General features: G+C 64.1%; 22 protein-coding genes, 1 tRNA gene and 1 pseudogene. 9 read left to right on the plus strand and 15 right to left on the minus strand.

Annotated elements, in window-relative coordinates; all coding sequences use genetic code 11:
- Window positions 1–194 precede the first annotated feature (194 nt).
- The 5 genes from PAN31117_RS00595 to PAN31117_RS27775 all read left to right on the plus strand — a co-directional run bounded on the left by PAN31117_RS00595 (window position 195) and on the right by PAN31117_RS27775 (window position 4,602).
- Window positions 195–2,279 (plus strand): ATP-dependent helicase, encoded by a 2,085-nt coding sequence (locus PAN31117_RS00595; protein ID WP_150736494.1) that lies wholly within the window; start codon window positions 195–197, stop codon window positions 2,277–2,279.
- Window positions 2,266–2,751 carry a GNAT family N-acetyltransferase gene (locus PAN31117_RS00600; RefSeq protein ID WP_150736495.1) on the plus strand — a complete coding sequence of 162 codons (486 nt, stop codon included), beginning with the start codon at window positions 2,266–2,268 and terminating at the stop codon, window positions 2,749–2,751. The genes PAN31117_RS00595 and PAN31117_RS00600 overlap by 14 nt, the downstream gene beginning before the upstream one ends.
- A gap of 225 nt (window positions 2,752–2,976) precedes the next feature.
- On the plus strand, window positions 2,977–3,759 hold the full coding sequence (locus tag PAN31117_RS00605; protein WP_150736496.1) for a bestrophin-like domain: 783 nt from the start codon (window positions 2,977–2,979) through the stop codon (window positions 3,757–3,759).
- A gap of 101 nt (window positions 3,760–3,860) precedes the next feature.
- Window positions 3,861–4,142: a DUF1653 domain-containing protein gene (locus tag PAN31117_RS00610; RefSeq protein ID WP_150736497.1), complete on the plus strand. Its 282-nt coding sequence runs from the start codon at window positions 3,861–3,863 to the stop codon at window positions 4,140–4,142.
- A 289-nt stretch (window positions 4,143–4,431) separates the two neighbouring features.
- Window positions 4,432–4,602 carry a DUF6726 family protein gene (locus PAN31117_RS27775; protein ID WP_370855714.1) on the plus strand — a complete coding sequence of 57 codons (171 nt, stop codon included), beginning with the start codon at window positions 4,432–4,434 and terminating at the stop codon, window positions 4,600–4,602.
- Window positions 4,603–4,865: 263 nt separating this feature from the next.
- Here PAN31117_RS27775 and PAN31117_RS00620 read toward each other — a convergent pair whose 3' ends face one another.
- From PAN31117_RS00620 to PAN31117_RS00650, 7 genes are all read right to left on the minus strand, one after another.
- Window positions 4,866–6,041, minus strand: a complete 1,176-nt coding sequence (locus PAN31117_RS00620; protein ID WP_150736499.1) for an alpha/beta fold hydrolase — start codon at window positions 6,039–6,041, stop codon at window positions 4,866–4,868.
- Between the two features lie 139 nt (window positions 6,042–6,180).
- On the minus strand, window positions 6,181–7,584 hold the full coding sequence (locus PAN31117_RS00625) for an HdeD family acid-resistance protein (protein ID WP_150736500.1): 1,404 nt from the start codon (window positions 7,582–7,584) through the stop codon (window positions 6,181–6,183).
- Window positions 7,585–7,826: 242 nt separating this feature from the next.
- On the minus strand, window positions 7,827–9,161 hold the full coding sequence (argG, locus tag PAN31117_RS00630) for an argininosuccinate synthase (protein ID WP_150575224.1): 1,335 nt from the start codon (window positions 9,159–9,161) through the stop codon (window positions 7,827–7,829).
- A 175-nt stretch (window positions 9,162–9,336) separates the two neighbouring features.
- Window positions 9,337–10,233 (minus strand): LysR family transcriptional regulator, encoded by an 897-nt coding sequence (locus PAN31117_RS00635; RefSeq protein ID WP_150736501.1) that lies wholly within the window; start codon window positions 10,231–10,233, stop codon window positions 9,337–9,339.
- A gap of 115 nt (window positions 10,234–10,348) precedes the next feature.
- Complete coding sequence (locus PAN31117_RS00640; RefSeq protein WP_150736502.1) at window positions 10,349–11,197, minus strand: DMT family transporter; 849 nt, start codon at window positions 11,195–11,197, stop codon at window positions 10,349–10,351.
- 496 nt (window positions 11,198–11,693) lie between these two features.
- Window positions 11,694–12,674: a pyridoxamine 5'-phosphate oxidase family protein gene (locus PAN31117_RS00645; RefSeq protein ID WP_246188857.1), complete on the minus strand. Its 981-nt coding sequence runs from the start codon at window positions 12,672–12,674 to the stop codon at window positions 11,694–11,696.
- A 78-nt stretch (window positions 12,675–12,752) separates the two neighbouring features.
- Window positions 12,753–13,439 carry a glutathione S-transferase family protein gene (locus PAN31117_RS00650; protein ID WP_150736503.1) on the minus strand — a complete coding sequence of 229 codons (687 nt, stop codon included), beginning with the start codon at window positions 13,437–13,439 and terminating at the stop codon, window positions 12,753–12,755.
- Window positions 13,440–13,583: 144 nt separating this feature from the next.
- On the opposite strand from PAN31117_RS00650, the gene PAN31117_RS00655 reads away from it, so the two are divergent.
- Window positions 13,584–14,483 carry a LysR family transcriptional regulator gene (locus PAN31117_RS00655; RefSeq protein ID WP_150736901.1) on the plus strand — a complete coding sequence of 300 codons (900 nt, stop codon included), beginning with the start codon at window positions 13,584–13,586 and terminating at the stop codon, window positions 14,481–14,483.
- A gap of 158 nt (window positions 14,484–14,641) precedes the next feature.
- Here PAN31117_RS00655 and PAN31117_RS00660 read toward each other — a convergent pair whose 3' ends face one another.
- The 6 genes and pseudogenes from PAN31117_RS00660 to PAN31117_RS00685 all read right to left on the minus strand — a co-directional run bounded on the left by PAN31117_RS00660 (window position 14,642) and on the right by PAN31117_RS00685 (window position 19,719).
- Window positions 14,642–14,938 (minus strand): hypothetical protein, encoded by a 297-nt coding sequence (locus PAN31117_RS00660; RefSeq protein ID WP_150575228.1) that lies wholly within the window; start codon window positions 14,936–14,938, stop codon window positions 14,642–14,644.
- A 272-nt stretch (window positions 14,939–15,210) separates the two neighbouring features.
- A tRNA-Val gene (locus PAN31117_RS00665) sits at window positions 15,211–15,287 on the minus strand.
- A 99-nt stretch (window positions 15,288–15,386) separates the two neighbouring features.
- A pseudogene (locus tag PAN31117_RS00670) lies at window positions 15,387–16,181 on the minus strand (NYN domain-containing protein); the annotation flags it as partial.
- 107 nt (window positions 16,182–16,288) lie between these two features.
- A complete protein-coding gene (locus PAN31117_RS00675) occupies window positions 16,289–17,689 on the minus strand; it encodes an MFS transporter (RefSeq protein WP_150736505.1) in 1,401 nt (466 codons plus the stop codon).
- Window positions 17,690–17,802: 113 nt separating this feature from the next.
- Window positions 17,803–18,006: a DUF2783 domain-containing protein gene (locus PAN31117_RS00680; RefSeq protein WP_150736506.1), complete on the minus strand. Its 204-nt coding sequence runs from the start codon at window positions 18,004–18,006 to the stop codon at window positions 17,803–17,805.
- A gap of 27 nt (window positions 18,007–18,033) precedes the next feature.
- Window positions 18,034–19,719 (minus strand): FAD-dependent monooxygenase, encoded by a 1,686-nt coding sequence (locus PAN31117_RS00685; protein ID WP_150736507.1) that lies wholly within the window; start codon window positions 19,717–19,719, stop codon window positions 18,034–18,036.
- 196 nt (window positions 19,720–19,915) lie between these two features.
- Here PAN31117_RS00685 and PAN31117_RS00690 point away from each other — a divergent pair, with 196 nt between their 5' ends.
- Window positions 19,916–20,371, plus strand: a complete 456-nt coding sequence (locus PAN31117_RS00690; protein WP_150736508.1) for a MarR family winged helix-turn-helix transcriptional regulator — start codon at window positions 19,916–19,918, stop codon at window positions 20,369–20,371.
- A 98-nt stretch (window positions 20,372–20,469) separates the two neighbouring features.
- Here the strand turns inward: PAN31117_RS00690 and acpA are convergent, their stop codons facing one another.
- On the minus strand, window positions 20,470–22,182 hold the full coding sequence (gene acpA, locus PAN31117_RS00695; protein ID WP_150736509.1) for an acid phosphatase: 1,713 nt from the start codon (window positions 22,180–22,182) through the stop codon (window positions 20,470–20,472).
- 176 nt (window positions 22,183–22,358) lie between these two features.
- Window positions 22,359–23,279 carry a LysR family transcriptional regulator gene (locus PAN31117_RS00700; RefSeq protein WP_150736510.1) on the minus strand — a complete coding sequence of 307 codons (921 nt, stop codon included), beginning with the start codon at window positions 23,277–23,279 and terminating at the stop codon, window positions 22,359–22,361.
- A 134-nt stretch (window positions 23,280–23,413) separates the two neighbouring features.
- Between PAN31117_RS00700 and PAN31117_RS00705 the strand changes: the two genes are divergently transcribed.
- Both PAN31117_RS00705 and PAN31117_RS00710 read left to right on the plus strand, forming a co-directional pair.
- Entirely contained in the window at window positions 23,414–24,148 is a 735-nt protein-coding gene (locus PAN31117_RS00705) for a DsbA family protein (protein ID WP_150736511.1), read from the plus strand.
- Between the two features lie 61 nt (window positions 24,149–24,209).
- On the plus strand, window positions 24,210–24,830 hold the full coding sequence (locus PAN31117_RS00710; protein ID WP_150736512.1) for an NAD(P)-dependent oxidoreductase: 621 nt from the start codon (window positions 24,210–24,212) through the stop codon (window positions 24,828–24,830).
- Window positions 24,831–24,861 lie beyond the last annotated feature (31 nt).

Raw genomic sequence — 24,861 nt, forward strand, 5'->3', positions numbered from 1 at the left:
ACAGCGAGGATTCATCCGAATTTCGCAAGGGGCTCGATGGACGCAAAACCCATCGTTATAATGTATAAATATACAGTACTCTTTGAGCGTACTTAAACCCGATCGATGCAAGCGAGGCACTGCGCGGCCTCGCTTGTGTGCTTGCTTTTGCGCTCGCTTTTGCGCCTATTTCTGCCGTTCATCCGTCAATTCGTATGTCAGAACAGCCGTCCGCCGCCGCCCGCGATCCGTGGGGCGAACTCAACGACCGCCAGCGTGAAGCCGTCGACTTCGGTGTGGGCGACGATGGCGCGCCCGGCGGTCCTTTGCTTGTGATTGCGGGAGCGGGGTCCGGCAAGACGAGCACGCTCGCGCACCGGGTCGCGAATCTTATCGTACGTGGGGCAGACCCCAATCGCATTCTGCTGCTCACGTTCTCGCGTCGTGCCGCTGGCGAAATGGAGCGTCGCGTGGGGGCCGTGTTGCAGAAGGTACTGGGGCTGTCGTCGACACAACCGCCGTCGCTGCCCTGGGCGGGGACGTTTCACGCCATCGGCGCACGGTTGCTGCGTGATTTCGCGCCCCGTATCGGGCTGTCGGAAGCGTTCACCATCCATGACCGCAGCGACGCCGAGGACTTGCTCGGGCTGGTGCGGCACGATCTGGGGTTTTCTGCGACGCAGTCGCGTTTCCCGCTAAAAGGCACGTGTCTGTCGATCTACTCGCGCGTGGTGAACAGTCAGGCGCCGCTGGCTGAAGTGCTCGCGAAGCATTTCCCATGGTGTGCACAATGGGAAGCGCAACTCAAGCAGCTTTTCGGCGGCTACGTCGACGCCAAGCAAGCGCAGCACGTGCTCGATTACGATGACCTGCTGCTGTACTGGGCGGAGACGATGGGCGCACCGGAACTGGCTCGCGAGCTTGATGCCCGTTTCGATCATGTACTCGTCGACGAGTATCAGGACACCAATCGCTTGCAGGCGCAGATTCTTCTCTCGATGAAACCGGACGGGCGCGGCCTGACGGTCGTGGGCGACGATGCGCAATCGATCTACGCGTTTCGTGCGGCGACGATCCGCAACATTCTCGATTTCCAGGGCCAGTTCGCCGCGCCGGCGCACGTGGTGACGCTGGAGCGCAACTACCGGTCGACGCAGCCGATTCTCGATGCGTCCAACGCCGTGATCGCCGAGTCGAACGAGCGCTACGCGAAGGCGTTGTGGACGGACCGGCCATCGGACCGGTTGCCGCAACTCGTCAACGTAAGCGACGAATCGGGGCAGGCGCGCTGGGTCGCCGATCAGGTGCTGGCGCAGCGCGAGACCGGCACGCGACTCACGCAGCAGGCGGTGCTGTTTCGCACGGGCAGTCACAGCGCGGCGCTGGAGCTGGAACTCACGCGTCGCAATATTCCCTTCGTGAAGTTCGGCGGATTGAAGTTTCTCGAAGCGGCGCACGTGAAGGACATGCTGTCGATCTTGCGATGGGCGCATAACCCGGCGAGCCGCTTGTCGGGTTTTCGCGTTGCGCAGTTGATCCCCGGCATCGGGCCTGTAAGCGCCACGCGGTTGCTCGACGCCATGGCGCAGTCCGCGACCCCCGCGCAGGTGCTTGCCGAGTTCAAGCCACCGTCGGGTGCCGCGACGGAGTGGCGAGTGTTCGTCGAAGTCTTCATGACGTTGCACGACACACGTCTGGCGTGGCCGGCAGACGTGGACTTGGCGCTGCGCTGGTACGCACCGCTGCTCACCCAGCGTTTCGACGATGCCGCCGTGCGTCAGGCCGATCTCGAACAACTCGCGCGCATCGCCAACACGTACGGCTCGCGCGAGCAGTTCCTGACCGAGCTGACGCTCGATCCACCCGATGCCACGAGCGCACAATCCGGTCCGCCGCTCCTCGACGAGGATTACCTGATCCTGTCGACGATTCACAGTGCCAAGGGGCAGGAGTGGCATTCGGTGTACGTACTAAACGTGGTCGATGGCTGTATCCCCTCCGATATGAGTACCGGTGACGACGAAGACATCGAGGAAGAGCGACGCCTGCTCTATGTGGCGATGACGCGTGCAAAGGAGTCGCTGCAACTCGTTGTGCCGCAGCGGTTTTACGTCCATCAGCAAACCGGGCTGGGCGATCGCCATGTGTATGGCACGCGCAGCCGTTTCGTGTCCGACAAGATGCTGCCGCTGTACGACATTTTCCCCAAGCCGCGCGAGGACGATGTGCCGCGCGGGCCGGTCGGCGACGTCACGGTGCACATCGACGTCGCAAGGAAGCTTCGCAATGCCTGGTCCTGAAATTGTGCTGCGTGAGGCGCGAGCGTCTGACGTCGAGGCGCTCACACAGCTACTCATGCAGACGTATCGCTCGACGTGGGAGCCGATGTTGCGGCCCGAGGTTGCGGCGACGCTCGCTTCCGGTGAACGCACGCGAGCGTATGTGCAGGGACATTGGTGCGAATTTACGGTGGCTGTCCCGCGCGCGTCGGATGACGATGTCGTCGGCATGGTGCACGTTGTCGGCGATTTCATCGATGCGCTGCACGTGACGCCGTCTCAGCAGCGACGCGGTGTCGGTGCGTTGCTGCTCGTGCATGCGGAAGCGAAGATGCGGTCGCTTGGCCATCCGCTCGCACGACTCGAGACCGACACGTTCAACGTGCAGAGCCGCGCTTTTTATCTCCGCAACGGGTATCGGGAAGTGGCCACCTATCCCGACGAAGAGTGGGACAGCGGCTTCACCACGGTACTGCTGACGAAAGCGCTTTAGTTGCGGTCTTCTGCGTCGTGCGGCGTTGTGAAATCTTTCGTCACGTTTCCGCTGTCAGGCGCGGAAATTTTCTAAAGTTGCCGTCTTCCGTGCATCAGGTATAGTCGCCGCATCGGCGGCGGAGCATTGTGCTTACGCTGCCCGGAATACCGAAGAAATGGGTTGTCGCGGGATTGTCGTCGCGGCAATGCTGATGCCGGAGACAGGGAGACAGGGAGACAGTGGATGGTGGATCAGATGACGTTGCTGCCGACGGGGCTATTGCTCGTCGGCCTGGCGCTCGGCACGGCGGTGCTTGCCGTTGCCGTGGCCTGGCTCGCGCGCATCGTCCTGTTCGACCGTCTCGCGGACCCGACGGAGGTGCGCGGAACGGTGGCGGACGTGGTCCACGGGAGCCTGCTGGCGTTCATCGTCTTTGTGCTCGCCCATGTGCTGACCGATGTGCGGGCCAACCTCGGCCATGCCGACGATCAGGCGTTGCACGAAGCGTCGGTGGTGCGACGCCTTGATCGTGAGTTGAAAGCGGTGGGCGACGCCGACGCGCAGTCGGCACGTGTGCTGCTGCGCAGCTACGTGACATCCGCCGTCACGGACGAATGGAGAACGCTGGGGACCGCCGATCCCGATCTTTCACCGGACACCGAATCTGCGCTGACGGCGTTTGTCGGTGCCACGCGGCGCGTCATTGCGCGGCACGAAGACAGCGCGAGTTCGATACGTACGTTGCTGGATCGTCTCGAAGAGGCGAGACAGGGGCGGTTTGAAAACGCGACGAAGACGGTGCCCGGCGTGTTCTGGTGGGTCATCTCGTTGTTCATGCTTGCGGCAATGGCGATGAACGGCCGTTATCCGGGGTCGTGGAAAAGCAATCTCATCATCGCCATTCACATGGGCGCGATCGGTATGGTGGTAGCACTCATCGTGAATCTGGATGAGCCGTTTCGTGGCGCCTCGGGTATTTCGCCCGCGCCATTAGCGAAGTCGGTGGGAATCGTGGTGCCGCGCTGAGGCGCTGAGACCCTGGGGCGTCGGAACTCGACGCTCGCGCAGGGTGTCTCATGCGCGGCTGCGCGCGGCAGTCGTATGCAGGAATGCAGGAGAACAGAACGATGTTTTCGAATGTGCCAGCGGCGTCGGCGGAATCGACGCCCGAAATCGAGGCGTTTCGCCCAGGTGTCTACCGTCACTACAAAGGGAATTGCTATCTCGCGCTCGGCATTGCCCGTGCCGACGAGACGGACGAACCTGTGGTCGTCTACACACGGCTCTACCCCCGTGAAGGCTTGCCGATGAGTACGCGGCTGCTGCGCATCTGGAACGAACCGGTGATGACCGAGAACGGCCCGGTGCCGCGTTTCACGTACATCGGTCATACGACGCCGGCTGCGTGAGGTATTCCCTCGCTGCGCTCAGTCAGAGACCGTATGGCGATTGCCCGACCTTCGAACTGACAGAACTCACCCGAACCGCCGGTATTTCCGGCACCTAGCCCTTCTCAGGACGCCCCCCATGACGATGCTTCATACGATGAGCCGAAAGGCCATCGCGCCCCCCCACGCCCATACAGACCGAACGATTGAGCCGAGCGATGCATCCGCCCCCCGCGAGCCCCGCCGTTCGGTGGGTTCGGACGATTTGGACCTTGGTGGCCGACGGGCATCGACGCCCGCACCGCGCAATTTGCGTCGTTGGTGGGCACTATTCGCGATTCTGCCGTTCGTGACGTCGGTGGCGGGATGTGGATTGTTGGCGGCACCCTGCCGTGTGGCCTCGGCGGGGCTGAAGATCATTCCGGGGGTCGGGGGCGCGCTGGCGACGCCGACGGATGCGTGCGCGGCAGCCATCGACTGATCGCAGAAACGGGTCGGTAGAAAGCGGCCGCAGAAAAAAAGAAAGCCCGCGCGTTGCGGGCTTAATCCATATCAGGAGGAGACATGGAGGAGACGAGTTCAGTATAGGACGACGTGTTGCATCGCACCATATGTATTTTTACGTAAGTGCCTCCATGTTGCGTAGGTGCAACGCAACAGAAAACATTATTAAATCAATGGTTTATGTCGATTTCTTCCAACGATGAGCCGTCGTAGTTCGTCGTAGCCTTCCGAGTCATTCCTCTAGTTATTGTGCGGGCGCACGCCTTTCGTCGACATCAGTTGCAGAACGAACGGCACCGAGTCGCGCAGGGAAGGGTTGACCGTCGCATCGTGATCGAGTCCGTCGTACATGCGTACGGTTGTCTTCGTGCCCGCCTTGGCGACATCTCGCGCGAATGCCTTTTGCATGATGACCGGCACGTCGATGTCCTCCGTTCCCATGCCGATGAACACCGGATGTTTGATGCTGAGCGTCGGATAGCGCAGCGACGGCGTTTGGCTGTCCAGCAGCTTTTGAATACCCGGCTGCATGCTGTTCCCGGCGTTCAGACCGGCGGCCGTCGAGTGATCGGTCAGCGTATCGATGCACAGTGTGCGGGCCTCATCAAGCACCGGTAGCGCCTGCGGAGAGAAGTACTTCGCGGGATTCAACGACGGATCGCGGTCGGCTGCCGACAGGAAGATGTACATCGCGTACGGAATTTTCGGGTCCGGCGCGCCCGGATCGGGTTGCCCCGCAAAGAGGGTGGCCGCGGACGTCTGTGCGTTGAAATACGGCGTACCGGTGAGGACGGTAGCGATCACCTTCACGTCCGGGGCGTACATCGGCTGAAAGCCCGCTGCGGCGAACGCTGCGTGCGCCCCCTGGGATTGCCCGACGAAGATCACACGGTTCTGCAACGGAAAGACGCTGCGGGCGGCAAGCAGGCTGTCCAGCACGCTATACGCTTCGGCGCGGGCGTTCAGATAGTGATGCAGCCCTTGCGAGCCAAGACCCGCGTAGTCGGGCGCGACGACGGCAAAGCCGAGCGACAGCCAGGTGCCGAGATACTGAATGTCGCGCGTGCTGCGCACGTTGAGCGACGGTGCGCACGTGCTGGCAATGCCGACCGTGCCATGTGCCCAGACTACGACCGGCCAGCCGCCCGGCGGTGTCGGTCCTTTGGGCAGGAACACCGCACCGGTGTCCTCGCGGGCCTCGATGCCGCCGACGCCGTCGATGGAGCTGTAACGGATGCTGAATTGCTCACCGGCTTCCGGGAGCCCGTAGTCGGCTTTCAGCGGTTGCCGCTCGACAATTGCGCCGTGCGGAATGGTGACGGGTGCGGCCTCGGCCGTGATCGCGTGTGCGGCGCGGCCGATGACCAGACTGGCGAACAGGGCGGCACTGACATAGCGCCACAGGCGGTTGAACATGTTGAACTGTCCTCGTATTGGGTGATGCGTCTGAAGCTCGGGCGGGCAGCGCTTGCGCGTTGCCCGGGGGCCTGCTGCTGTTGCGTGTGCCAATACGGGTGACGTTACACCGTCCCCCTGGGAAAGTCTCGATCCGGCGTCAGACGTGCGATGCGTGCGTTGCGTTCTGCGCTTGCGATGCGGCGGCCTGCTCGGCCTCGCGCCATGCGCGGCGCGAGCGACGCATGCGGCGCAACGCCAGCGACGTCATCGTAATCCAGCCGAACGGACGCGGATCCACCAGCATGCTTACCGCACGCGCGTAATCGAGCACCAGACCCGGGGTCCAGGCCATCGTCTTCGCGCGCTTGCGCAGTTGTGCGGCCACCCACAATTCGGGCGTGAGCCACAGGCGGACGAACGTCCACCAGCCAGCGTCGCCGCCGTCGTGCAACTGCCCCACACGGCCTTCGATCGCGGCTTCGAGCGCCTTGGCCACACTGCTTGAGCAGTTACGGTGTGTGAGGTTATAGGTGGCGTTCTGCTGATAGGTCTGCCAGAAAGCGCTCAATTGCTGCGGGCTGTAGTTGCGGATACGCACCTTGACCGTCGATGGGCACCACGCCTTCGACTCCGTGGCGTAGTCCGGCTGAAAGGTGCCGGGCACGTCGTTCTCGCGCGTCGCGCGCAGCAACTGTCCGAACTGATCCGGTGAGCGGTCGATTTCCTTGGCGGGGTACAGACTGACGTACACGCCTTCGTGACTCTCCAGCGCGGCGTGTCCCGTCGAAATCACGCCGTTCTTGTCGACGGCCGCAATGTAGCGATCAATCACCGGATGACGGCGCGCCGGTGCCTTGGACGACCCCGAGGGCGTCCACACATGCACCGTGAGCGCTGGCTCGGAGTCGGTGGGCGGACCGTCCCAGCGCGGCGCACGGGGACGCTCGCTCCACAGGCGGCGCTTGTCCTCCGGGCTGCCGAGAATCTGTTCGACGCGGAAATCGCCGCGCATGCGACGCGCCCGCATGGCCAGCACGAGCACGTTCCACCCGGTGAAGACAAGTCCGAGCCCGATGGCGTACGGCAGGGTGCCCTTGTAGTGCGTCGGGTACGGTTGATAGAAGAAAATGGCGACGGCGATTTCCAGCGCACCGCCTGCAATGGCCCAGGCCCAGCGCGGGTAGCGCACCACGTACGCCGCCACGCATTGCAGCAGGCCGTCGGCGAGGAACAGCGTGCCGAAGAGCATCGACAACCAGAAGTTGCCGTTATGTTGATCGAACAGCAGGACCAGCAGTGCCGCGACGGTAAAGGTGCCGCCCTTCAGCCCCCGTACGAGCCGCTGACCGCCCACCCCGATGGTGGCGATGGCAAGCGTCGCCAGCCCTTCGAGCAGCAGCAGCCACGCGAAGACCTTGAGCGGAAAGTGTACGACGCCATCGAGCGCGTCGACAATCAACGCCATGCCGAAGGCGAAGAAGATCGCGCCGATCCAGATCAGCGCCCGGGCCCGGCGACGCAAATAATTCACGCCAAGCAATAACAGAATCAGACGTACCAATGCAGGGTCTCCGACGCATGCGCGTTTCCCGGTGTCCGGGGCCGACGCGCACCCCGATTGCGGGGAGGGTTTCAATTAATTTGGGATGCAGCCTATTTTTGTTCGCATTTTCGCCCGTATATTAGCGCGTCACTCGTGACAGGCCAAAAACAAAGGCGGCGCGCTCCTTTCGGGGCGCGCCGCCTGTTGCAGCAGGTGACACGTGCTGCACCGCTCTCGCGAGCGATACGCCGGATGACCGCTTAGTCCTTCTTGCCTTCGAGCTGCGGCAGTGCGTCGTCGCTGGTCGACGTCAGCAGACCGGCCTTGGCGTACGTCATCAGCTTCTCGCGCGTGTCGACGATGTCGAGCGTACGCATCGTGAGCTGACCGATACGGTCGAGCGGCGTGAAGACCGAGTCGCCCTTTTCCATCGTCAGGCGCTCAGGCTTGTACGTCAGGTTCGGCGACGTCGTGTTCAGCAGCGAGTAGTCGTTACCGCGACGCAGTTCGATGGTCACTTCGCCGGTCACGGCGCGGGCCACCCAGCGTTGGGCCGTCTCGCGCAGCATGATCGCCTGCGGGTCGAACCAGCGGCCCTGATACAGCAGACGGCCCAGACGGCGGCCGTTCTCGCGGTATTGCTCGATGGTGTCTTCGTTATGGATGCCGGTCACGAGGCGCTCGTAAGCGATGAACAGCAGCGCGAGGCCCGGGGCTTCGTAGATGCCGCGGCTCTTGGCTTCGATGATGCGGTTCTCGATCTGGTCGCTCATGCCCAGGCCGTGACGACCGCCGATGCGGTTGGCTTCTTCGAACAGTTCGACGGCGTTGGCAAACGTCTTGCCGTTGAGCGCGACCGGCTGGCCTTCTTCGAAGCGCACGGTGACTTCTTCGGCCTTGATTGCGCAATCGTCACGCCAGAACGGCACACCCATGATCGGCTGAACGATCTTGATGCCCGAGTTCAGGTGTTCCAGATCCTTGGCTTCGTGCGTCGCGCCAAGCATGTTCGAGTCCGTCGAATAGGCCTTCTCGACCGACATCTTGTAATCGAAGCCGTTGGCGATCAGAAATTCCGACATTTCCTTACGGCCGCCGAGTTCGTCGATGAACGTCTGGTCCAGCCACGGCTTGTAGATTTGCAGGCCCGGGTTGGTCAAGAGACCGTAGCGATAGAAGCGCTCGATGTCATTGCCCTTGTACGTGCTGCCATCGCCCCAGATATTGACGCCATCTTCCTTCATGGCAGCCACGAGCATCGTGCCCGTGACGGCGCGGCCGATCGGCGTGGTGTTGAAGTACGTGACGCCGGCCGTCGAGATGTGGAACGCGCCCGATTGCAGGGCGGCGATGCCTTCGGCCACGAGTTGCGCACGGCAGTCGACCAGGCGGGCGTTCTCGGCACCGTAACCCATCGCGCGACGCGGGATTTCTTCGTAGTCGGGTTCGTCCGGCTGACCCAGATTGGCTGTGTAAGCGTAGGGAATCGCGCCCTTTTGGCGCATCCAAAGCAGCGCAGCGCTGGTGTCGAGACCGCCCGAAAAGGCGATGCCGACCCGTTGTCCCGTGGGGATGTGTTGCAGAATCGTGGTCATCGGCGTGAAAAAGCTGGGTTTTTAACCTGTCAAGTATCCCCGTCCGGGCTATGGATGGTCAAGTCTGATGGCCTTTTGGGCGCGATCCGATCATGCTTTGTCCGCCATTCATGCGCCATTCGGGTCGGATTCCCGTAGGTCGGGATGACATTCCCACGCTGTCATCCTTCGCCGTTCACCACTGTGTGCCCGCGACGCCGCACGCCGCCGCCAGAAAGTCCGAAAACGCCCGGATCACGAGCGATGCCTGACGATGCTGCGGGTAGACGACATAAATCGACGACGGCGGCGGCTCGAAGTCGTCGAGTACCGTCACGAGACGACCGCCCAGCAAGGCGGGGGCGACGATAAACACCGGGAGCCACGTCACGCCCAGTCCGGCGACCGCCGCATCGCGCGCCAGCTCGCCGTTGTTCACGCGTAGCCGGCCGGACACGGGAATTTCCAGCGGCTGCCCGTCCCGCGCGTAATGCCAGCTCACGCGCTGACTGTGACCGTAGGGCAGCAACGTGTGATCAATCAGATCTTCGGGCGTCTGCGGCACACCGTGGGCTTCGAGGTAGCGGGGACTGACGCACGTGACCATGCGCATGGGCGCGACTGTGCGGGCGATCAGAGACGAGTCGGCCAGCGCGCCGATGCGCACCGCCACGTCATAGCCTTCGCCGATGATGTCCACCGTGCGGTCGTTCAGTTCGAGCTCGATAGTGACGTCGGGATACGTCGTGAGGAACGACGGAATCGCCGAGCTGAGGAACATCGTGCCGAACGACATCGGGGCGGATACCCGCAAGTTGCCGCGCGGACGCTCCCCCTGACTGCTCACCGCCAGATTCGCGGCTTCCACATCGTCAAGGATGCGCCGGGCGCGCTCGTAATAAATCCGGCCAAGGTCGGTCACGGCCAGTCGCCGGGTCGTACGCAGCAGCAGTCGTACGCCGAGCGATTGCTCCAGCGAGGAGATGCGGCGGCTCACGAACTGCTTCGAGAGTCCGAGTTTCGCCGCCGCGCCCGTAAAGCTCATGGCGTCCACGGCGCTGACGAAGATGCGCATGTCGTCGAGCAGGTCCATCGGCAAGATTCCCGTCTTCAATAAATGACGGGTGACAACGAGCGTACTTCTAAGCGCATTGTCACCCTGAGAAAGACAATCTTAGCCGAGATGCCGACGGCGTTCGCGTCTGAAGCTACCTGAGCGCCAGTCGTAAACCCATCAGAATCGCGGCAGTGCCTGCGACGGCCAGCGCCGTGGGCCGATGCCCGAAGATGCCCCAGTCGAGCAGTGCGGTCACCACGGGCACCAGATAGAACAGGCTCGTCACTGTCACCAGATTGCCGGACGCGATCATTCGGTAGAGCAGCAACGTCGCGCCGACCGAAATTGCGAGGCCCATGTAGAGCAACGGCAGCCAGAAACCCAAGGTGCCGTCGAAATGCCACGGCTGCGTCGGGGCGACGAGCAAGGCCAGCGCCAACCCGACGGCATATTGCAGTGGCAGCACGTCGAGGGGCGTTTGTCGCGACCCTTTTTGCGCGAGCGTGCCGAGCGTCATGCAGGCGAGCGCGGTGAGTGCCCACACGGACCCCGCCGCCGACAGCCGTGCCGACATCAGACTTTGCGCAACGACGAGTGCCAGCCCGACCAGCGCAACCGCCAGCCCCAGCAGACGCCGCGCACTGTGACGCCGCTCCAGCGCCACGAGCGTGAGAATCGGCTGGACGCCGAGCACTGTCGCCAGCGCTCCTGGTGTGATGCCGCTGGCGAGCGCCAGCAAATACGACGCCTGATAGCCGCCGATGAGCAGCACACCGGTGCCCGCCACCTGCCAGCCGGTGCCCACCGCGGGCCACCATTGGCGACGTATCAGTGCGATCAGCGTGAGCGCTGCAAACGCGACCCCCAGGCGGATGACGAGAAAGGCAAACGCCGACGCGTGCGCTAGCCCCCATTTGGCGGCCAGTGCGCCGCCGCTCCACAACAGAACAAACAAGAGCGTCGCGCCATGTCGGCGCAATGCAAGACCATCGAGTTGCATCGATCTTCCCCTGAGCAGCGTGTCCGGTGTGTCGTGCGATGTTTGCGTCGCGACGTCATCAAGAGATCGCGCATGTCACATGCCTGAAGTGGCACACAACCCGGGCAACGTCATCGAGACATCGACACAAGGTCATCGCGGCTGGCGCCTTGCGCGCAGACCACCGAACCTGCTGGTATTCGAATGAAAAAGTGTTGTGCCGGGTGATGCACACCCAGCGAGCCGTGCGTGGCGTCAGGCCACAACGACAACGGCGACCACCACGACGGGCGGTGCCACGCCGGACGGCGGGGGAGGTGCGACGGCTGCAAAGCGTCCGCGCAGTCGAGCACCGACACCGCGTTGCGGCGGCGATACGGCGAGACGGACGGATGCGTGAGCAGTCATGGATCGATGGAGGGATCGAGTGGATGTTAAGTCACGCCCGTCACTCGACGAGCGTGAACACACTTTACACGGAGGTATTGACGCGGGCAAGCGCCCAACGTCACGTACGTCAGGCGGTCGGCCACGCGCCCGTGCGCTCGACGCTGGGCGATACCTCGCCGTCACGCCAGGCGGCCGGGAGCGCGCCTCGCACGCGTCGTACTTCGCGCACATGCAGACGTACTAACCGCAGCGCACCTTCGAAGCCGCTTTGTGTTTCGTCGTGCCAAAGGACTTCGGCGTCGCCCGCCACATGCAAGAAGTCACCCGACGCGAAGTCGACGAACACCAGCCCGGCGCGCGGGTTGGCGTGCAGATTGCCGAGCGTGTTGTAGAACGAATTGCCGCGGAAGTCGGGCCACACCAGCGTGTTGGCGTCTTCCACGCGCACGAACCCCGGCTTGCCGCCGCGATGTGAGACGTCGGTACCCGCGCTGCGCGCCGTGGCCCCATCGCCCGCGTAATGCGTGGCGACGAAGAACGTGTCGGCACTCGCAATTTGCCACTGCGCGTCGTCGTCGAGTGAGGGTTGTGACGGTTCGGCCACGGGCGGTACGTCGTGTGCTTGCGATGTCGCTTCGCGTTTGCGGATGTACTGCGGGCAGTTGCCGAAACTCTGGGCGACCTGCAGCGTGAACCCTTGCGCATCGACTTCACCGATGGGGCCGTTGACGCGATTGCGACGCCGCGTCGAAGGCTCGATGCCAAGCAGGCCGATCGGCGCGCCCGACGTTACTGCGCCGTAGAGCGGATCGGTCGGCGGCGGAAGGGCGTTCACACGCAGCAGTGTCGGATCGGGTGAGTGCGCGAAGCCGGGTGGGCCACTGAGCAGCGTCGCCCACGGCTGATCGTCGGCATCCAGCCCGCCCACGACGAGAAACGGCAGTTGCGCAAAGAACTGGCGATGCTGATCCGGCATTGCGAGACGGATCACGCGCGACCCGACTTCCGCCATCGCCTCGCGGGAGCCAGCGAGCGTCTGCACGTACATTTCGCCCGCGTGAAAGGGCGACTCCAGTTGAAGCGGTGACGGGGCGGGGGCGTTCATCATGCTCTCCTTTTGTTCAGGCGGCGCTCGGGCAATGCATCACGCGATGCACGAATGACGCGACCGGCCTTCATGAAAACTTCATGCGGCAACGGCGTTCAGACCGCACGCCGTCGACGGCATCGGCACGAAGCGCGGCAGCGCTTCGATGCGCGCCAGCCACGCGCGCACGGCCGGATACGGTTGCAGCGACACGTTGCCTTCGGGCGCGTGCGCCAGGTACGAGTACAGCGCGACGTCGGCAATCGTCGGCGTTGCGGCCGTGACGAACGGTGTGGCGTTCGGTGCGGTGAGATGTGCTTCGAGACGCGTGAGCAGCAACACGCCACGCTCGACCATCGCGCTGGTGTCGACGCCACGGTTGAAGACGACAGCCACGCGCGCCGCCGCGGCGCCGAACGCCAGATCGCCAGCGGCCACCGACAGCCAGCGTTGCACATGGGCAGCCGCCACAGCGTCGTGCGGCAGCCAGGCGCGCTGAGCGTCGTAACGGGTCGCGAGGTAGACGAGGATCGCGTTCGAATCGGCGAGGATCACACCGTCGTCATCGATGGCGGGCACCTGACCGAACGGGTTGATGGCGAGGTACGCGGGCTGCTTGTTCTCACCGGTCGCCAGATCGACGTCGATGGCTTCATACGGCAAGTCGAGCAGATTGAGCATCAGCTCGATGCGATGACAGTGGCCCGAGAGCGCGAAACGGTAGAGCTTGATCGGACGTGCAGGGCGGGCGGGAGCGTAGGCGTGAATATCTGTAGGGCGGGTCATCGGGCATCTCCGTGGAGCAGTGGATGCGGCAGCCCCGGACTCGGAACCGTCACGCAATATCCGAATTCTCCACCCAGTCGATTTTCGGATAAATGGCGTGAACCTGATTTGACTACTCCGAAAATCGGAGTAATCATGCGCCGCATGGACAAACTTCGCGCAATGCAGACGTTCGTGGCCATCGTCGATCAGGGCAGCCTGAGTGCGGCGGCACGCGCGCTCGATTCGTCGCTGCCCGCTGTGGTGCGGACGCTGGCGGCGCTTGAAACCTCGCTCGAAGTGCGGTTGCTCAATCGCACGACGCGTCGCATCGCCCTCACCGAAGAAGGGCGTACCTACCTCGACACCTGCCGTCAGATCCTCAGCGAGTTACACGAGGCGGAGGCTCGGCTGGCGGCGCGTCACGAAGCGCCGAGCGGCACGCTGGTCGTCACCGCGCCGGTGTTGTTCGGACAGATGCACGTCGCCCCGGCGATGTTCCGGTTCCTGCGCGCGTACCCGAACGTCAAATGCCGACTCCTGCTCAACGACCGCGTGGTGAATCTATGGGAGGAGGGCGTTGACGTCGGCATCCGGATTTCGCCGCTCGACGACTCCACGCTTGTCGCGCAGGGCATCGGGGCGATTCGCCGCGTGGTGGTCGCGAGTCCGGCGTGCATTGCCGAGCAGGGCGAGGTGACGCATCCGCGCGATTTGCTGGGCAAGAACTGCATCCTCTCGCACGGCGGCGGTTACGGCCAATGGCGTTTCTGGGAAGGGGGGCGGGAGTTCGTCGTGCCCGTCGACGGCAATCTTGAAATCAGTCACGGCATGACGGCCGTCGAGGCGTGTGCCGACGGCATGGGCTACGGTTGCTTTCTGTCGTATCAGGTGGCGCAGGCGATGGACGAGGGGCGGCTCGTGCGCGTATTGAAGGACTACGAAGGACCGGCGAGACCGGTAAATATCGTCTATCCGCATGCGCGTCTGTTGCCGTCGCGCACGCGTGCGTTCGTGGAGTGGATGAAGCGGGAGTTGCCCGAGGTGGCGACGCGGTGGCGCTGAAGTGACATTGCGTCGAACCGGTCGACGAGCGAACGTCAGATAAAAGAACGCGGAAAGCGACAGCGCCGCTTCCCGCTAAAAAAGCCCGCCGACGCCAACCGGCGGGCCGCTTCGTTCTTTTGCCCGGCACGCAAGCGCCGGGCGGTCAAACGTGTCGATTACCAGCCGCGATGCCAGCCGCGATCGTGGCGCTCTTCCCAGCGACGGTGTTCCCAGCGGCGCTCGCGCCAGTCGTCATAACGGTCACGACCGTAGTAGACGACCGGTTGCGGTGCGACGTACACGGGGCGCGGGGCGACATACACCGGACGCGGTGCAACGTAGACCGGCTGCGGCGCCACGACGACCGGTGCAGGCACGCCGAGATAGAGGCCGACATCCACGTGCGCCGATGCGGCGGTGGAAGCGACGGCGGCAGCAGCGCCAAGGGCAGCGATGATCAGAATGCGTTTCATGGTGTCCTCCATGAGTCCTGCTTTGTTGATTCGGTAGTGGCGTTGGCCACGTTGTTGAAACCGTTGATGCCAGTCTAGCGACGGCCTCGCGTAGCAGGTGCAACGAGTGTGTTGGGGATGTGTCGTTTTGTAACGCCGGTGGACGGAGCGGCGAGGCGCGCGGAACGCGACGAGCAGAGCAGTTGACGAGAGGCGGTCGACGAAAAAATCGGACGCAGAAAACACAAAAGGCGTCACACGAAATTCGCGTGACGCCTTTTGCATTTAATCGTTGGTAGGCTCGATTGGATTCGAACCAACGACCCCCACCATGTCAAGGTGGTGCTCTAACCAACTGAGCTACGAGCCTAGAAAGACCGCGAGTATATGGGGTATTTTTGAAGCTGGCAAGCGTTTTTCGAAAAAATCTTAACGAAACGCGCGTGGATGCACCGCCGCGTGCTCATTCTCCTCGCTTGGCGGCGGCACCCGAAGCACCGCGCTTCGGCTTGATGCGCACCCAGATGCCCTTGTTGCCGCCGCTGCCAGAGCGTTGCTCCACGTCGAACAGCCCGATGGTCGCAACGAGATCGCTCAGTTTGCCGAAACCATAGTTACGCGCGTCGAAGTCGGGCGCTTGCTTCGCGATGTAACTGCCCATCGCGCCGAGGCCGGCCCAGCCGTCTTCGTCCGACACACCGGTGACGGCGTTGCGCAACAGCCGAACGAGCCGTGTGTCGCGCTTGAGTTCGGCGGCGCTGCGTCGCTTGCGCGGCGTAGGCGCTTCGTCGTCGTCCGGCTCATCGTCCTGGCGCAGCAGTTCGGTGTAGATGAACTTGTCGCATGCGGTGACGAAGGGCTGCGGTGTCTTGCGCTCGCCGAAGCCGTACACGATCAAGCCCTGTTCGCGAATGCGCGACGCGAGCCGCGTGAAGTCGCTGTCGCTGGAGACGAGGCAGAAGCCGTCGAAGCGCCCGGTGTAGAGCAGATCCATCGCGTCGATGATCATGGCGCTGTCGGTGGCGTTCTTGCCGACGGTGTAACGGAATTGCTGGATGGGCTGGATCGAGTATTCGAGCAGGCACTTCTTCCAGCCGTCGAGATTCGGTTTGGTCCAGTCGCCGTAGATGCGCTTCACGCTGGCGACGCCGTACTTGGCGACTTCGGTGAGCAGGCCTTCGACGATGGCGGGTGCGGCGTTATCGGCGTCGATGAGTACGACGAGCGTGGGGCCCTGAGCGGCCACCGGTGTTGTCACGGGCATGGCGGGGTTCCTTGGACGCAAAGATGTGTCGGATCCTTCGGATCGGTCGGACGCTTTGCATTATGACCCGGAACTGCGACCGCCATGCCTTATCTGCGTGGGAGAAGCTAACGCGTGCCTCGCTGCCCGAGCGGCGCGAACCACAACACGCCGATGCCGACGAGCAGGCTTACGGCCGCGAACATCAGCCCCGAGGTGAACGAGTGCGTCCAGTCCTTGAGCACGCCGACCACGATGGGACTCAATGCGGAACCGAGGTTGCCCACCGCATTGATGACGGCCAGCCCCAGCGCACGGGTGTGCGGCGCGAGGCTGCGATCCGGCACCGTCCAGAAGATCGCCATCGCCGTGTACGCGCCAGTCGATGCCATCGCCACCCCCGCGAGACGCAGCGACGGTTCCGGTGCGAAGCAGGTGACGACCCAGCCCGCTGCGGAGAACAGCATCGGTAGCACGAGGTGCCAGCGTCGCTCTTGCAGACGGTCGGAGCGGCGTCCCCACCAGATCATGCCCGCAATGGTGCAGACGGACGGGATGGCGGCAAGCAGACCGATGGTGACGTTGCTGCTCGTCGTGCCGAAGCTCTTCACGATCTGCGGAATCCACAGCGACGCCAGCGAGAGCGTGTTGACGAGACAGAAGTACCCGAGCGCGAATTTCGCCACGCTCGGCGTGCAGATCGCGCGCCACATGCTGGCGCCAGCGCTCGACTTCGCGCCCGCGTGTCGCGCCATCGCTTCGGCGCGATCACGTTCGATCATCGCACCGAGTGTCTGCTTCTCGGCGGCGCTCAGCCAGCGCGCGTCGGACGGCTTGTCGTCGAGATACCACCAGGTGACGAGGCCGAGCAGCACCGTCGGCAAGCCTTCGAGCACGAACAGCCATTGCCAGCCTGCGAGTCCCGCCACACCGTCGAGACGCAGCAGATAGCCCGATGCCGCAGCACCGAGCGCCGACGTCACCGGCATCGCGATCATGAACCACGCGTTGGCGCGTGCGCGCGCGGCAGACGGGAACCAGTCGCCCATGTACAGCAGCATGCCCGGCAGGAAACCTGCTTCGGTAATGCCGACGATGGCGCGAATCAGGTACAGGCTCGTCGCGTCATGCGCGAACATCGTCGCGCTCGATGCCAGGCCCCACGCGATCAGAATCGCGCCGATCCAGCGACGCGCGCCGAACTTCACCAGCATGAGGTTGCTCGGCACGCCGCACAGCACGTAGGTCAGATAGAAAACCGTCGAGGCCATGCCGAACATCGTGCTCGTGAGGCCGAGGTCCTGACTCATTGTGAGTGCGGCGAAGCCGACGTTGATGCGGTCGAGGAACGAGAACAGGAACAGGACGAACAGAAAGCCGAGCAAACGCCGCGAGACCTTGCGCACGACGGCGCGCTCCATCGCCTCGCTGGCGACACGGTGGACCGGGGCGTCTGGGGGAACGCGGGCGTCGGGTACGGATGCAGCAATACCGCCGGCAAGACCGGCGGCGGGCGTGATGCGACTCATGATGGGTGTCTTCTCCAGCGCTCCCCGCCTTGTTTGATGTGGCGGTGTTTTGAGATGGGGTCCGCCATCGAGGGCGGACGCCGAAAGGAACGATGCGGCGTCGCGTACCGCCGTCAGGCGGCTTGCAACTGCGTGCTGCCTGCTGCCTGCGCGACGAGATCGATCACGCGTTGCGGATCGCGAATCTCGTTGGCGAGCAGCAGCGCGACTTTGGCGAGCAGCAGCTCACGCTTGTCGGCCGGGGTGGCGTCGATGGCCAGCGCAAGCGTGTCGTAGATGTCTTCGAGGCCTGCGATGGCGGTTTGTTGAGCGGTCATGACGAGCTTCCTTGGAGAGCGGGGCGTTCAGGCGAGCGCCGTCGCCTGCGCAAGGGCGCTGGCCAGACGCGAGGCGTCGAGCTGCAACCAACGGGCGCAGATATGGTGATCGGGGCGTACGAGGTACGCCGTGCCATTGGCCGCGCCGTACTTGGCGGCGGCGTGGCCTGTCGGGTCGGGCAACGTGAGGTCGGCGCCCGCCACAGTGTGTTCGGACAGCGCGAAGGCGATGACCTTGACGGGCACGCCACGCTCGCGCCACGTCACGATGGCCTGACGCAGCGCATCGTCGAGCGGCGCATCGCCGAACGTCACGAGATGGAATGCCGCGCCGAGATGGTCGTAGAGATAGTCGTTCTCGGCGAGTTTCACGTTCGGTGTCGGCGCGCCGACGGTCGGTCCTGCCGTCATCGTCGCGTTGTCGTCGTTGGGGCTGTTGAGCGGCGAATGACGATAGTCGTGCGCGCGCGACGTGCGCCAGTGGAACAGCGGGCGCACGAACTCATGATCGAGCGAGAGGTCGAGCACGGCGTCGCGCAGCACGCGGAATCCGTGCGACGGCGGCGTCATGAAGCGCGTGCTTTTGCCCGCTTCCGAAATGATCTCGCGTGCAGCGCCCACTCGGTCGTGCGTGTACGACGCGAGCAAAGGCGTCGGGGCTGCGCCTTTGACGACGGCCGCGAGTTTCCACGACAGATCGATAGCGTCCTGAAAACCGGTGTTGGCCCCGCGCACGCCGAAGATCGGCAGCAGGTGTGCAGCATCACCGGCGAAGAGCACGCGTCCGTGCACGTAGTCGGGCAACGTCAGCGCGCGCGCCGAGTACACCGAGCACCAGTCGAGTTCCCACGGCTTGCCGCCGAGGCCCATCATGTCGAGTTGGGCGTTGATGCGCTCGCGGATCGTTTCCGGTTGCAATGCGTGTTCGGACGTCTCGTCGACCGGCAACTGATAGTCCACCCGCCAGATCTCGCCCGGCTCACGATGCATCAGCACGGTGTTGCCTGGATTCCAGTCGGGGGCGAAGAAGGCGAGACGTTCGGTCGGCAGATCGAGATCGATGCGAATGTCGGCGATGACGAAGCGGCCCTCGTAGCTCGCGCCTTCGAAGCGCAGACCGAGCGTGGTGCGCACCGTCGAGCGCGCGCCGTCGGCGGCTACGAGCCAGCACGTGCGCTGCGTGTATTCGCCCTCGGGCGTGTCGATTTGCAGCGCGACACCGTCGTCGTCCTGCGTCAACCCGATCAACTTGTTGCCCCAGCGCATCTCGACGAGCGGCTCGCGCTCGATGGCGTCGACGAGATAGCTCTCGAGTACGTTTTGCTGGAGGTTGATGAGCGGCGCGAAGCGGTCGTCGTCGTCGACCGGCGATTCCATGCGGAACACGCGCTGACCGCGATAGTAAGAATTGCCGCTCGTCCACGGCAGCCCGTTGGCGACGACGGCGTCGGCCACGCCGACCGCTTGCAGAATCTCCTGCGAGCGGCGCGTGAAGACAATCGCCCGGCTGCCTTCGGAGACTTGCTGTTCCGCTTGCAGTACGACGCAGCGCACACCGTGACGCGCCAGCGCCAACGCCGTGACCATGCCGATCGGACCGCCGCCCACGATGGCGACGGGCACGGCCGGGGCGTCGCCCTGCGGCGCAAAATGGGGATAGACCCGATACGTGTGATACAGCGACGCGCGCGGGGTGGTCTCTGGTTTATGCATGGTGATGCGGCACCCGAAAAGCCGCTCGGCGCGTGTGGAGCGAGGCCTCGTGTCAGCGGGGGAGGCGGCGCAGGCACAGCGCGCAAATGACGAGGAACGTCATCGAGCATTTAGTTGCTAACGCAACAATTCTAGTGTGCTAAGGTTGCGTTCGCAACCAAATATCGACCCATTTCGTCTAGGGGAAAACACTGAAATGCGGCCATCCCACAAATCGCTGGACCAGTTCCTGACGTACAAGATGCACCGCCTGATGAAGCAGCACGACAGGCGCATCGCGCAGTCGTATGCGGATGGTGCGCAGTTGAGTCTGGCGGAATCGCGCGTGCTGGCGGCGGTGGGCACGGCCGGGGCGTTGTCGAACTCTGAGCTGGCGCGCCGGGCGAATCTGGACAAGAGCCAGGCGAGCCGTGGGGCGGACGGGCTGGTCACGCGCGGGCTGGTGCGCCGTGCCCCGGACGAACACGACGGCCGCGCTGTCAAAGTGACGCTCACGCCGGAGGGCGAGCGTGTCTGGCGCGTGGTGATCGATGCCGCACGCACGCATTACGAACGGCTGTTCGAAGCGCTGAGCGACGATGAGATGCGTGTGTATGAACGTCTGCTGGACAAACTGCTGTTGCGCTCGGACGAGCTTGATGAGCAGGAGTGAGTAGGGGGAGTAGGCGTCACCATCGCGCCGCGTGCGTCGACACCATGAAAAAGGGCACCCGAAGGTGCCCTTTTCTTTATCGCTGACGTCTGAGCCGATTACGCGAAGTTCAGCGTCTTCGTCAGATCGCCCGGCGGGTTCGTGCCGCGTGCCGCGAAGGCGGCGTTGCGATAGGCGATGCCTTCGAGTGTCGGCAGATCGTGCAGGCGCGTGACGAATCGCAGGACCGACGTGGTGTCGTAGAACGTGTGATCGACGTTGCCGCGCTTGGCGAACGGCGACACCACGATAGCCGGAATGCGTGAGCCCGGACCCCAGCGGTCGCCCTTCGGGGGGGCTACGTGATCCCACCAGCCGCCGTTCTCGTCATACGTGATCACGACCACCATGTTGTTCCACTGAGGCGACTTCATCAGGTGCGCAAGCACGTTCGCCACGTGCTGGTCGCCGGACTCCACGTCCGAATAACCGGCGTGCTGATTCAGGTTGCCCTGCGGCTTGTAGAACGTGACGGCGGGCAACTTGCCTGCAATCGCGTCGGCGATGAATTTGTTCGAGATCGGGCTGTCGCCCTCGCCGCCATCGCGCAGGTGTTCCTCGCGTGCTGCCGTGCCCGGTGCGAACTGGGCGAAGTAGTTGAACGGCTGATGGTGGTACTGGAAGTTCGGCTTGTCCGCGCCGCCCTTGTGGTCGAGCGCCGATTGCCATGCGCCCGCATACCACGCCCACGACACACCCTTCGTCGAGAGCAGGTCGCCGATGGTGGCGTAGTTTTGCGGCGGCAGCGTCGCCGGGTTCGACGGATCGGCCAGCCGCTTGTCGCCCGAGGCAGACGGGTTGATCGGCGACGGCTGATACGCGGGCATCATGGTGTTCACAGCGAAGTTGTCCGGCGTGATCGCACCATCGCGCACGAACTTCGGCTTGCCATCGGCGGCCGATGCGGGCGAGTCGGCCGCCACGGCGAGACGTACCCCCTGCGGGCCGTCGGCCAGCACGGCAATCTTGTCCTTGGCCGGGCTCTGCGCGGCGTTCGGGTACATCGGCGGGCGCGCCGTCACGAGGAACTGGTGGTTCAGGAACGAGCCGCCGAAGGCCGCCATGAAGAAGTTGTCGCACATCGTGTACTGCTGCGCGATCTTGTACAGGTCGAGCGTCTTGGCCGTGTCGCCGTAGTAGCCCATCACCAGACCGCCCGAGTCCGCCCAGGCGGCGAACTGGTTGTTCGCGCCGTCGTTGATCTGCATCTGGTTCTGCCAGAACAGGTGCCACAGGTCGCGCGTGATGACCGACTCCGGCAGCAGCTTGCCCTCGGTATCCTTGAGCATGAACGGTGCGTTCGGCTGACGCGCAATGTCCTTCTCGGTGATGTGGTACTTCTTGCCGCCGATCATCTGCGAACGCGGCACCAGACCGTCGAACACCGGCGGGAGCAGCGCCATCGGCGTCTTGCCGTCACGATCGAGCTGCGTGTAGCTTGATGCGGCCACCTTCGAGAGCGGCTTCTCGATACCGGGGAAGTCGGCGAACAAGTTGTTGAAGCTGCGGTTCTCGAGATAGATCACGACGACCGTCTTCACATTGGCCTTGAGCTGGGCGTCGAACGTGCCGCCCGCGGCGACGGCGGTCGGCGCACCGGCACCGCCTTCGGTCGCGCAGCCACTCAGCGAAGCGCCAGCGGCACCGGCGGCGCCGATGGCGGCCAGGCCTTGCAGAATGCGGCGACGCTGCGGATTCGTCGGATCGTCGTCGTGCGAGAGGTTGGCGTCGAGCGCCGGATCGTGCGGCTGGGGCGTGGTGTCGTGCGTCATGATGTCCTTGTTTGACGTGTCGGGCAGTGGGGCGCGCGTGAGCGCCCGCGACCGGTCGGCAAAGACTGACGGGCAGGGGCCGCAGGTAACTACGGAACCTTAACGTGTCGGCTTGCCCGGGCGGGCGAGGCAAGCGACGGTTTTACGCGGGGAATGTGACATTTCGGTGACACCGACTAGGCGACCAGACGTCCCGGATAGCCCGTGTCTTGAAAAAGCCCGGTCTGGAATTGCTCGACCAGATCGTCAAGCAGCGCGCGCAGGGCGCTGGGCATCTGCTTGCGCGAGATGTACACGCCATAGACGGTCATTTCGCGCGGCACGTAGTCGGGCAGCAGCGCGACGAGCGAGCCATCGCGCAGATGTGGCAGCGCCGAGTAGACCGGCTGCATCGAAATGCCTGCGCCTGCGAGCGTCGCAGCGAACACCACGTTCACTTCATTGGCCGACAGATTGCCGCCCACGGGTACGCCGAGGGGCACGCCATCGTGCGTGAATTGCCAGAGGCTCTTGCCGAAGTAGGTGTACGTCAGACAGTTATGAAGCGCGAGGTCTTCGGCGCGCGTCGGCGTGCCATGACGTTGCAGATAGGACGGCGCGGCGCAGACGACGGAATGGCACGTCGCCAGCTTGCGGGCAATGAGGCCGGGAGAGGGCTCGGTCGTCACGCGAATGGCGAGGTCGATGCGCTCATCCACCAGATCGACGGTGCGGTCCGCGACCACGAGATCGATCGCCACACCCGGATGCTTCACGATGAAGCGCGTGACCGCCGCGGCCAGAAACGCCTGCCCGAGCGACGTGCTGCACGCGACGCGCAACAAGCCGCGCGGCGTGCTGTCGGCGTTCGATGCGCACGCCAGATCGTCGGCGATACCGAGCATTTCGCGACAACGCGGCAGGGCATCGTTACCCGCGTCGGTGAGGCTCACGGCGCGCGTCGTCCGATGCAGCAGGCGCGTGCCGAGCCACGCTTCGAGTTCTGCGAGATAGCGCGAGACCATCGCACGCGACATATCGAGCCGCTGCGCCGCCGCAGTCAGCGAGCCGCGCTCGGCCACTTCGGTAAAGACCCGCATCGCCGTCAGACGGTCCATGATTTGCTCGATCGATGCAACAAAGTGATCGTCATTATGGGCTTTTTTTGCGCGAGTGACGCGACTACGATGGCAATCATGGAAAGCGTGGAATTGTCATGAACGTCCGCGCTGCAACACACAGGAATCCCGCCATGACCTCAGCCACACCGCAAACCGCCCATCAAGCCACGTTGCATTACATCGCCGACCCGCTGTGCGGCTGGTGCTACGCCGCCGCGCCCCTCGTGCGTGCCGCGCGCGACGTGGCCGGTCTTGACGTCGCCTTTCACGGCGGCGGCATGATGGCCGGTCCGAACGCCCAGCCCGTCACGCCGCAGTTGCGTAACTACGTCATGCCGCACGATCACCGGATCGCGGCGCTCACTGGCCAGCCGTTTGGCGATGCCTACTTCGAGGGCCTTTTGCGCGACGGCACCGCCGTGTTCGATTCCGCACCGCCTACGGCAGCCGTGCTGGCAGCCGAAGCACTCGCAGGACGCGGCCTCGACATGTTCGCCGCCGTGCAGCGCGCGCATTACGTCGACGGCAAACGCATCGCCGATCGCGCCGTGCTGATCGATCTCGCGGCGAACCTTGGGCTGGACCGCGACGCCTTCGGCAAAGCGCTCGACGCACAGGACGCCAACGCGCTCATGCAGCACTTCCGAGATAGTCGCGCGTGGCTCACGCGCATGGGGGGCAGTGGCTTCCCGACGTTCGCGCTGGAGATCGACGGCCAGTTGGAACGGCTCGAACCCGGCCGCTATCTCGGTCAGCCCGACGCGTGGCGCGATGCGCTTCGCGAGCGCTTGCTGGCGGCACAGCCCACCGCCGTTGGCGATGCTGGCGCATTGCCCCAGTGCGGCCCCGACGGCTGCGCGATCTAAGCTTTCCGAATCGCCTGAATTTCACCCGCAAGTCACCCCCCTCATCCGCAGGAGCATCCTGATGAAAGTCGCACTGATTGGTATTACTGGCCGCGTTGGAACGCGCGTTGCCGAAGAACTGCTGCAACGTGGTCACACGGTCACGGGCATCGCCCGGAATCCGGAGCGTGTCGAAGCCGAGAACGGTCTCACCGTGGTCAAGGGCGATGCATCCGATCCGTCGTCGCTCGCGCCGCTGCTCGCCGGTCACGACGCCGTGATCAGTGCCGGTCGCTTCGTCTCGATGGACGCCGCCAAACTCGTCGACGCCGTGAAGCGTGCAGGTGTGCCGCGTCTGCTGGTGGTCGGCGGTGCGGGCAGTCTCGAGATCGCACCGGGCAAGGCGCTCATCGATACGCCGGAATTCCCGGACGCCTACAAACCCGAAGCGAGCGCCGGTCGCGTGTTCCTGGAAGTGCTGCGCTCCGAGCCGAAAGATTCGTCGCTGAACTGGACGTTCCTGTCGCCGTCGGCACTGTTCGAGCCGGGCGAGCGCACGGGCAAGTTCCGCATTGGTGGCGACGGACTGCTCGTCGACGCGAACGGCAAGAGCTGGATCTCGATGGAAGACTACGCGATTGCGCTGGTCGACGAGCTTGAGAAGAACCAGCACCCGCGCGCGCGTTTCACCGTCGGTTATTGAGCGACGGCTGGCGGGCTGCGCTGACGATCAA

The sequence above is a fragment of the Pandoraea anapnoica genome, from assembly GCF_902459765.1.
Lineage (GTDB): Bacteria > Pseudomonadota > Gammaproteobacteria > Burkholderiales > Burkholderiaceae > Pandoraea > Pandoraea anapnoica.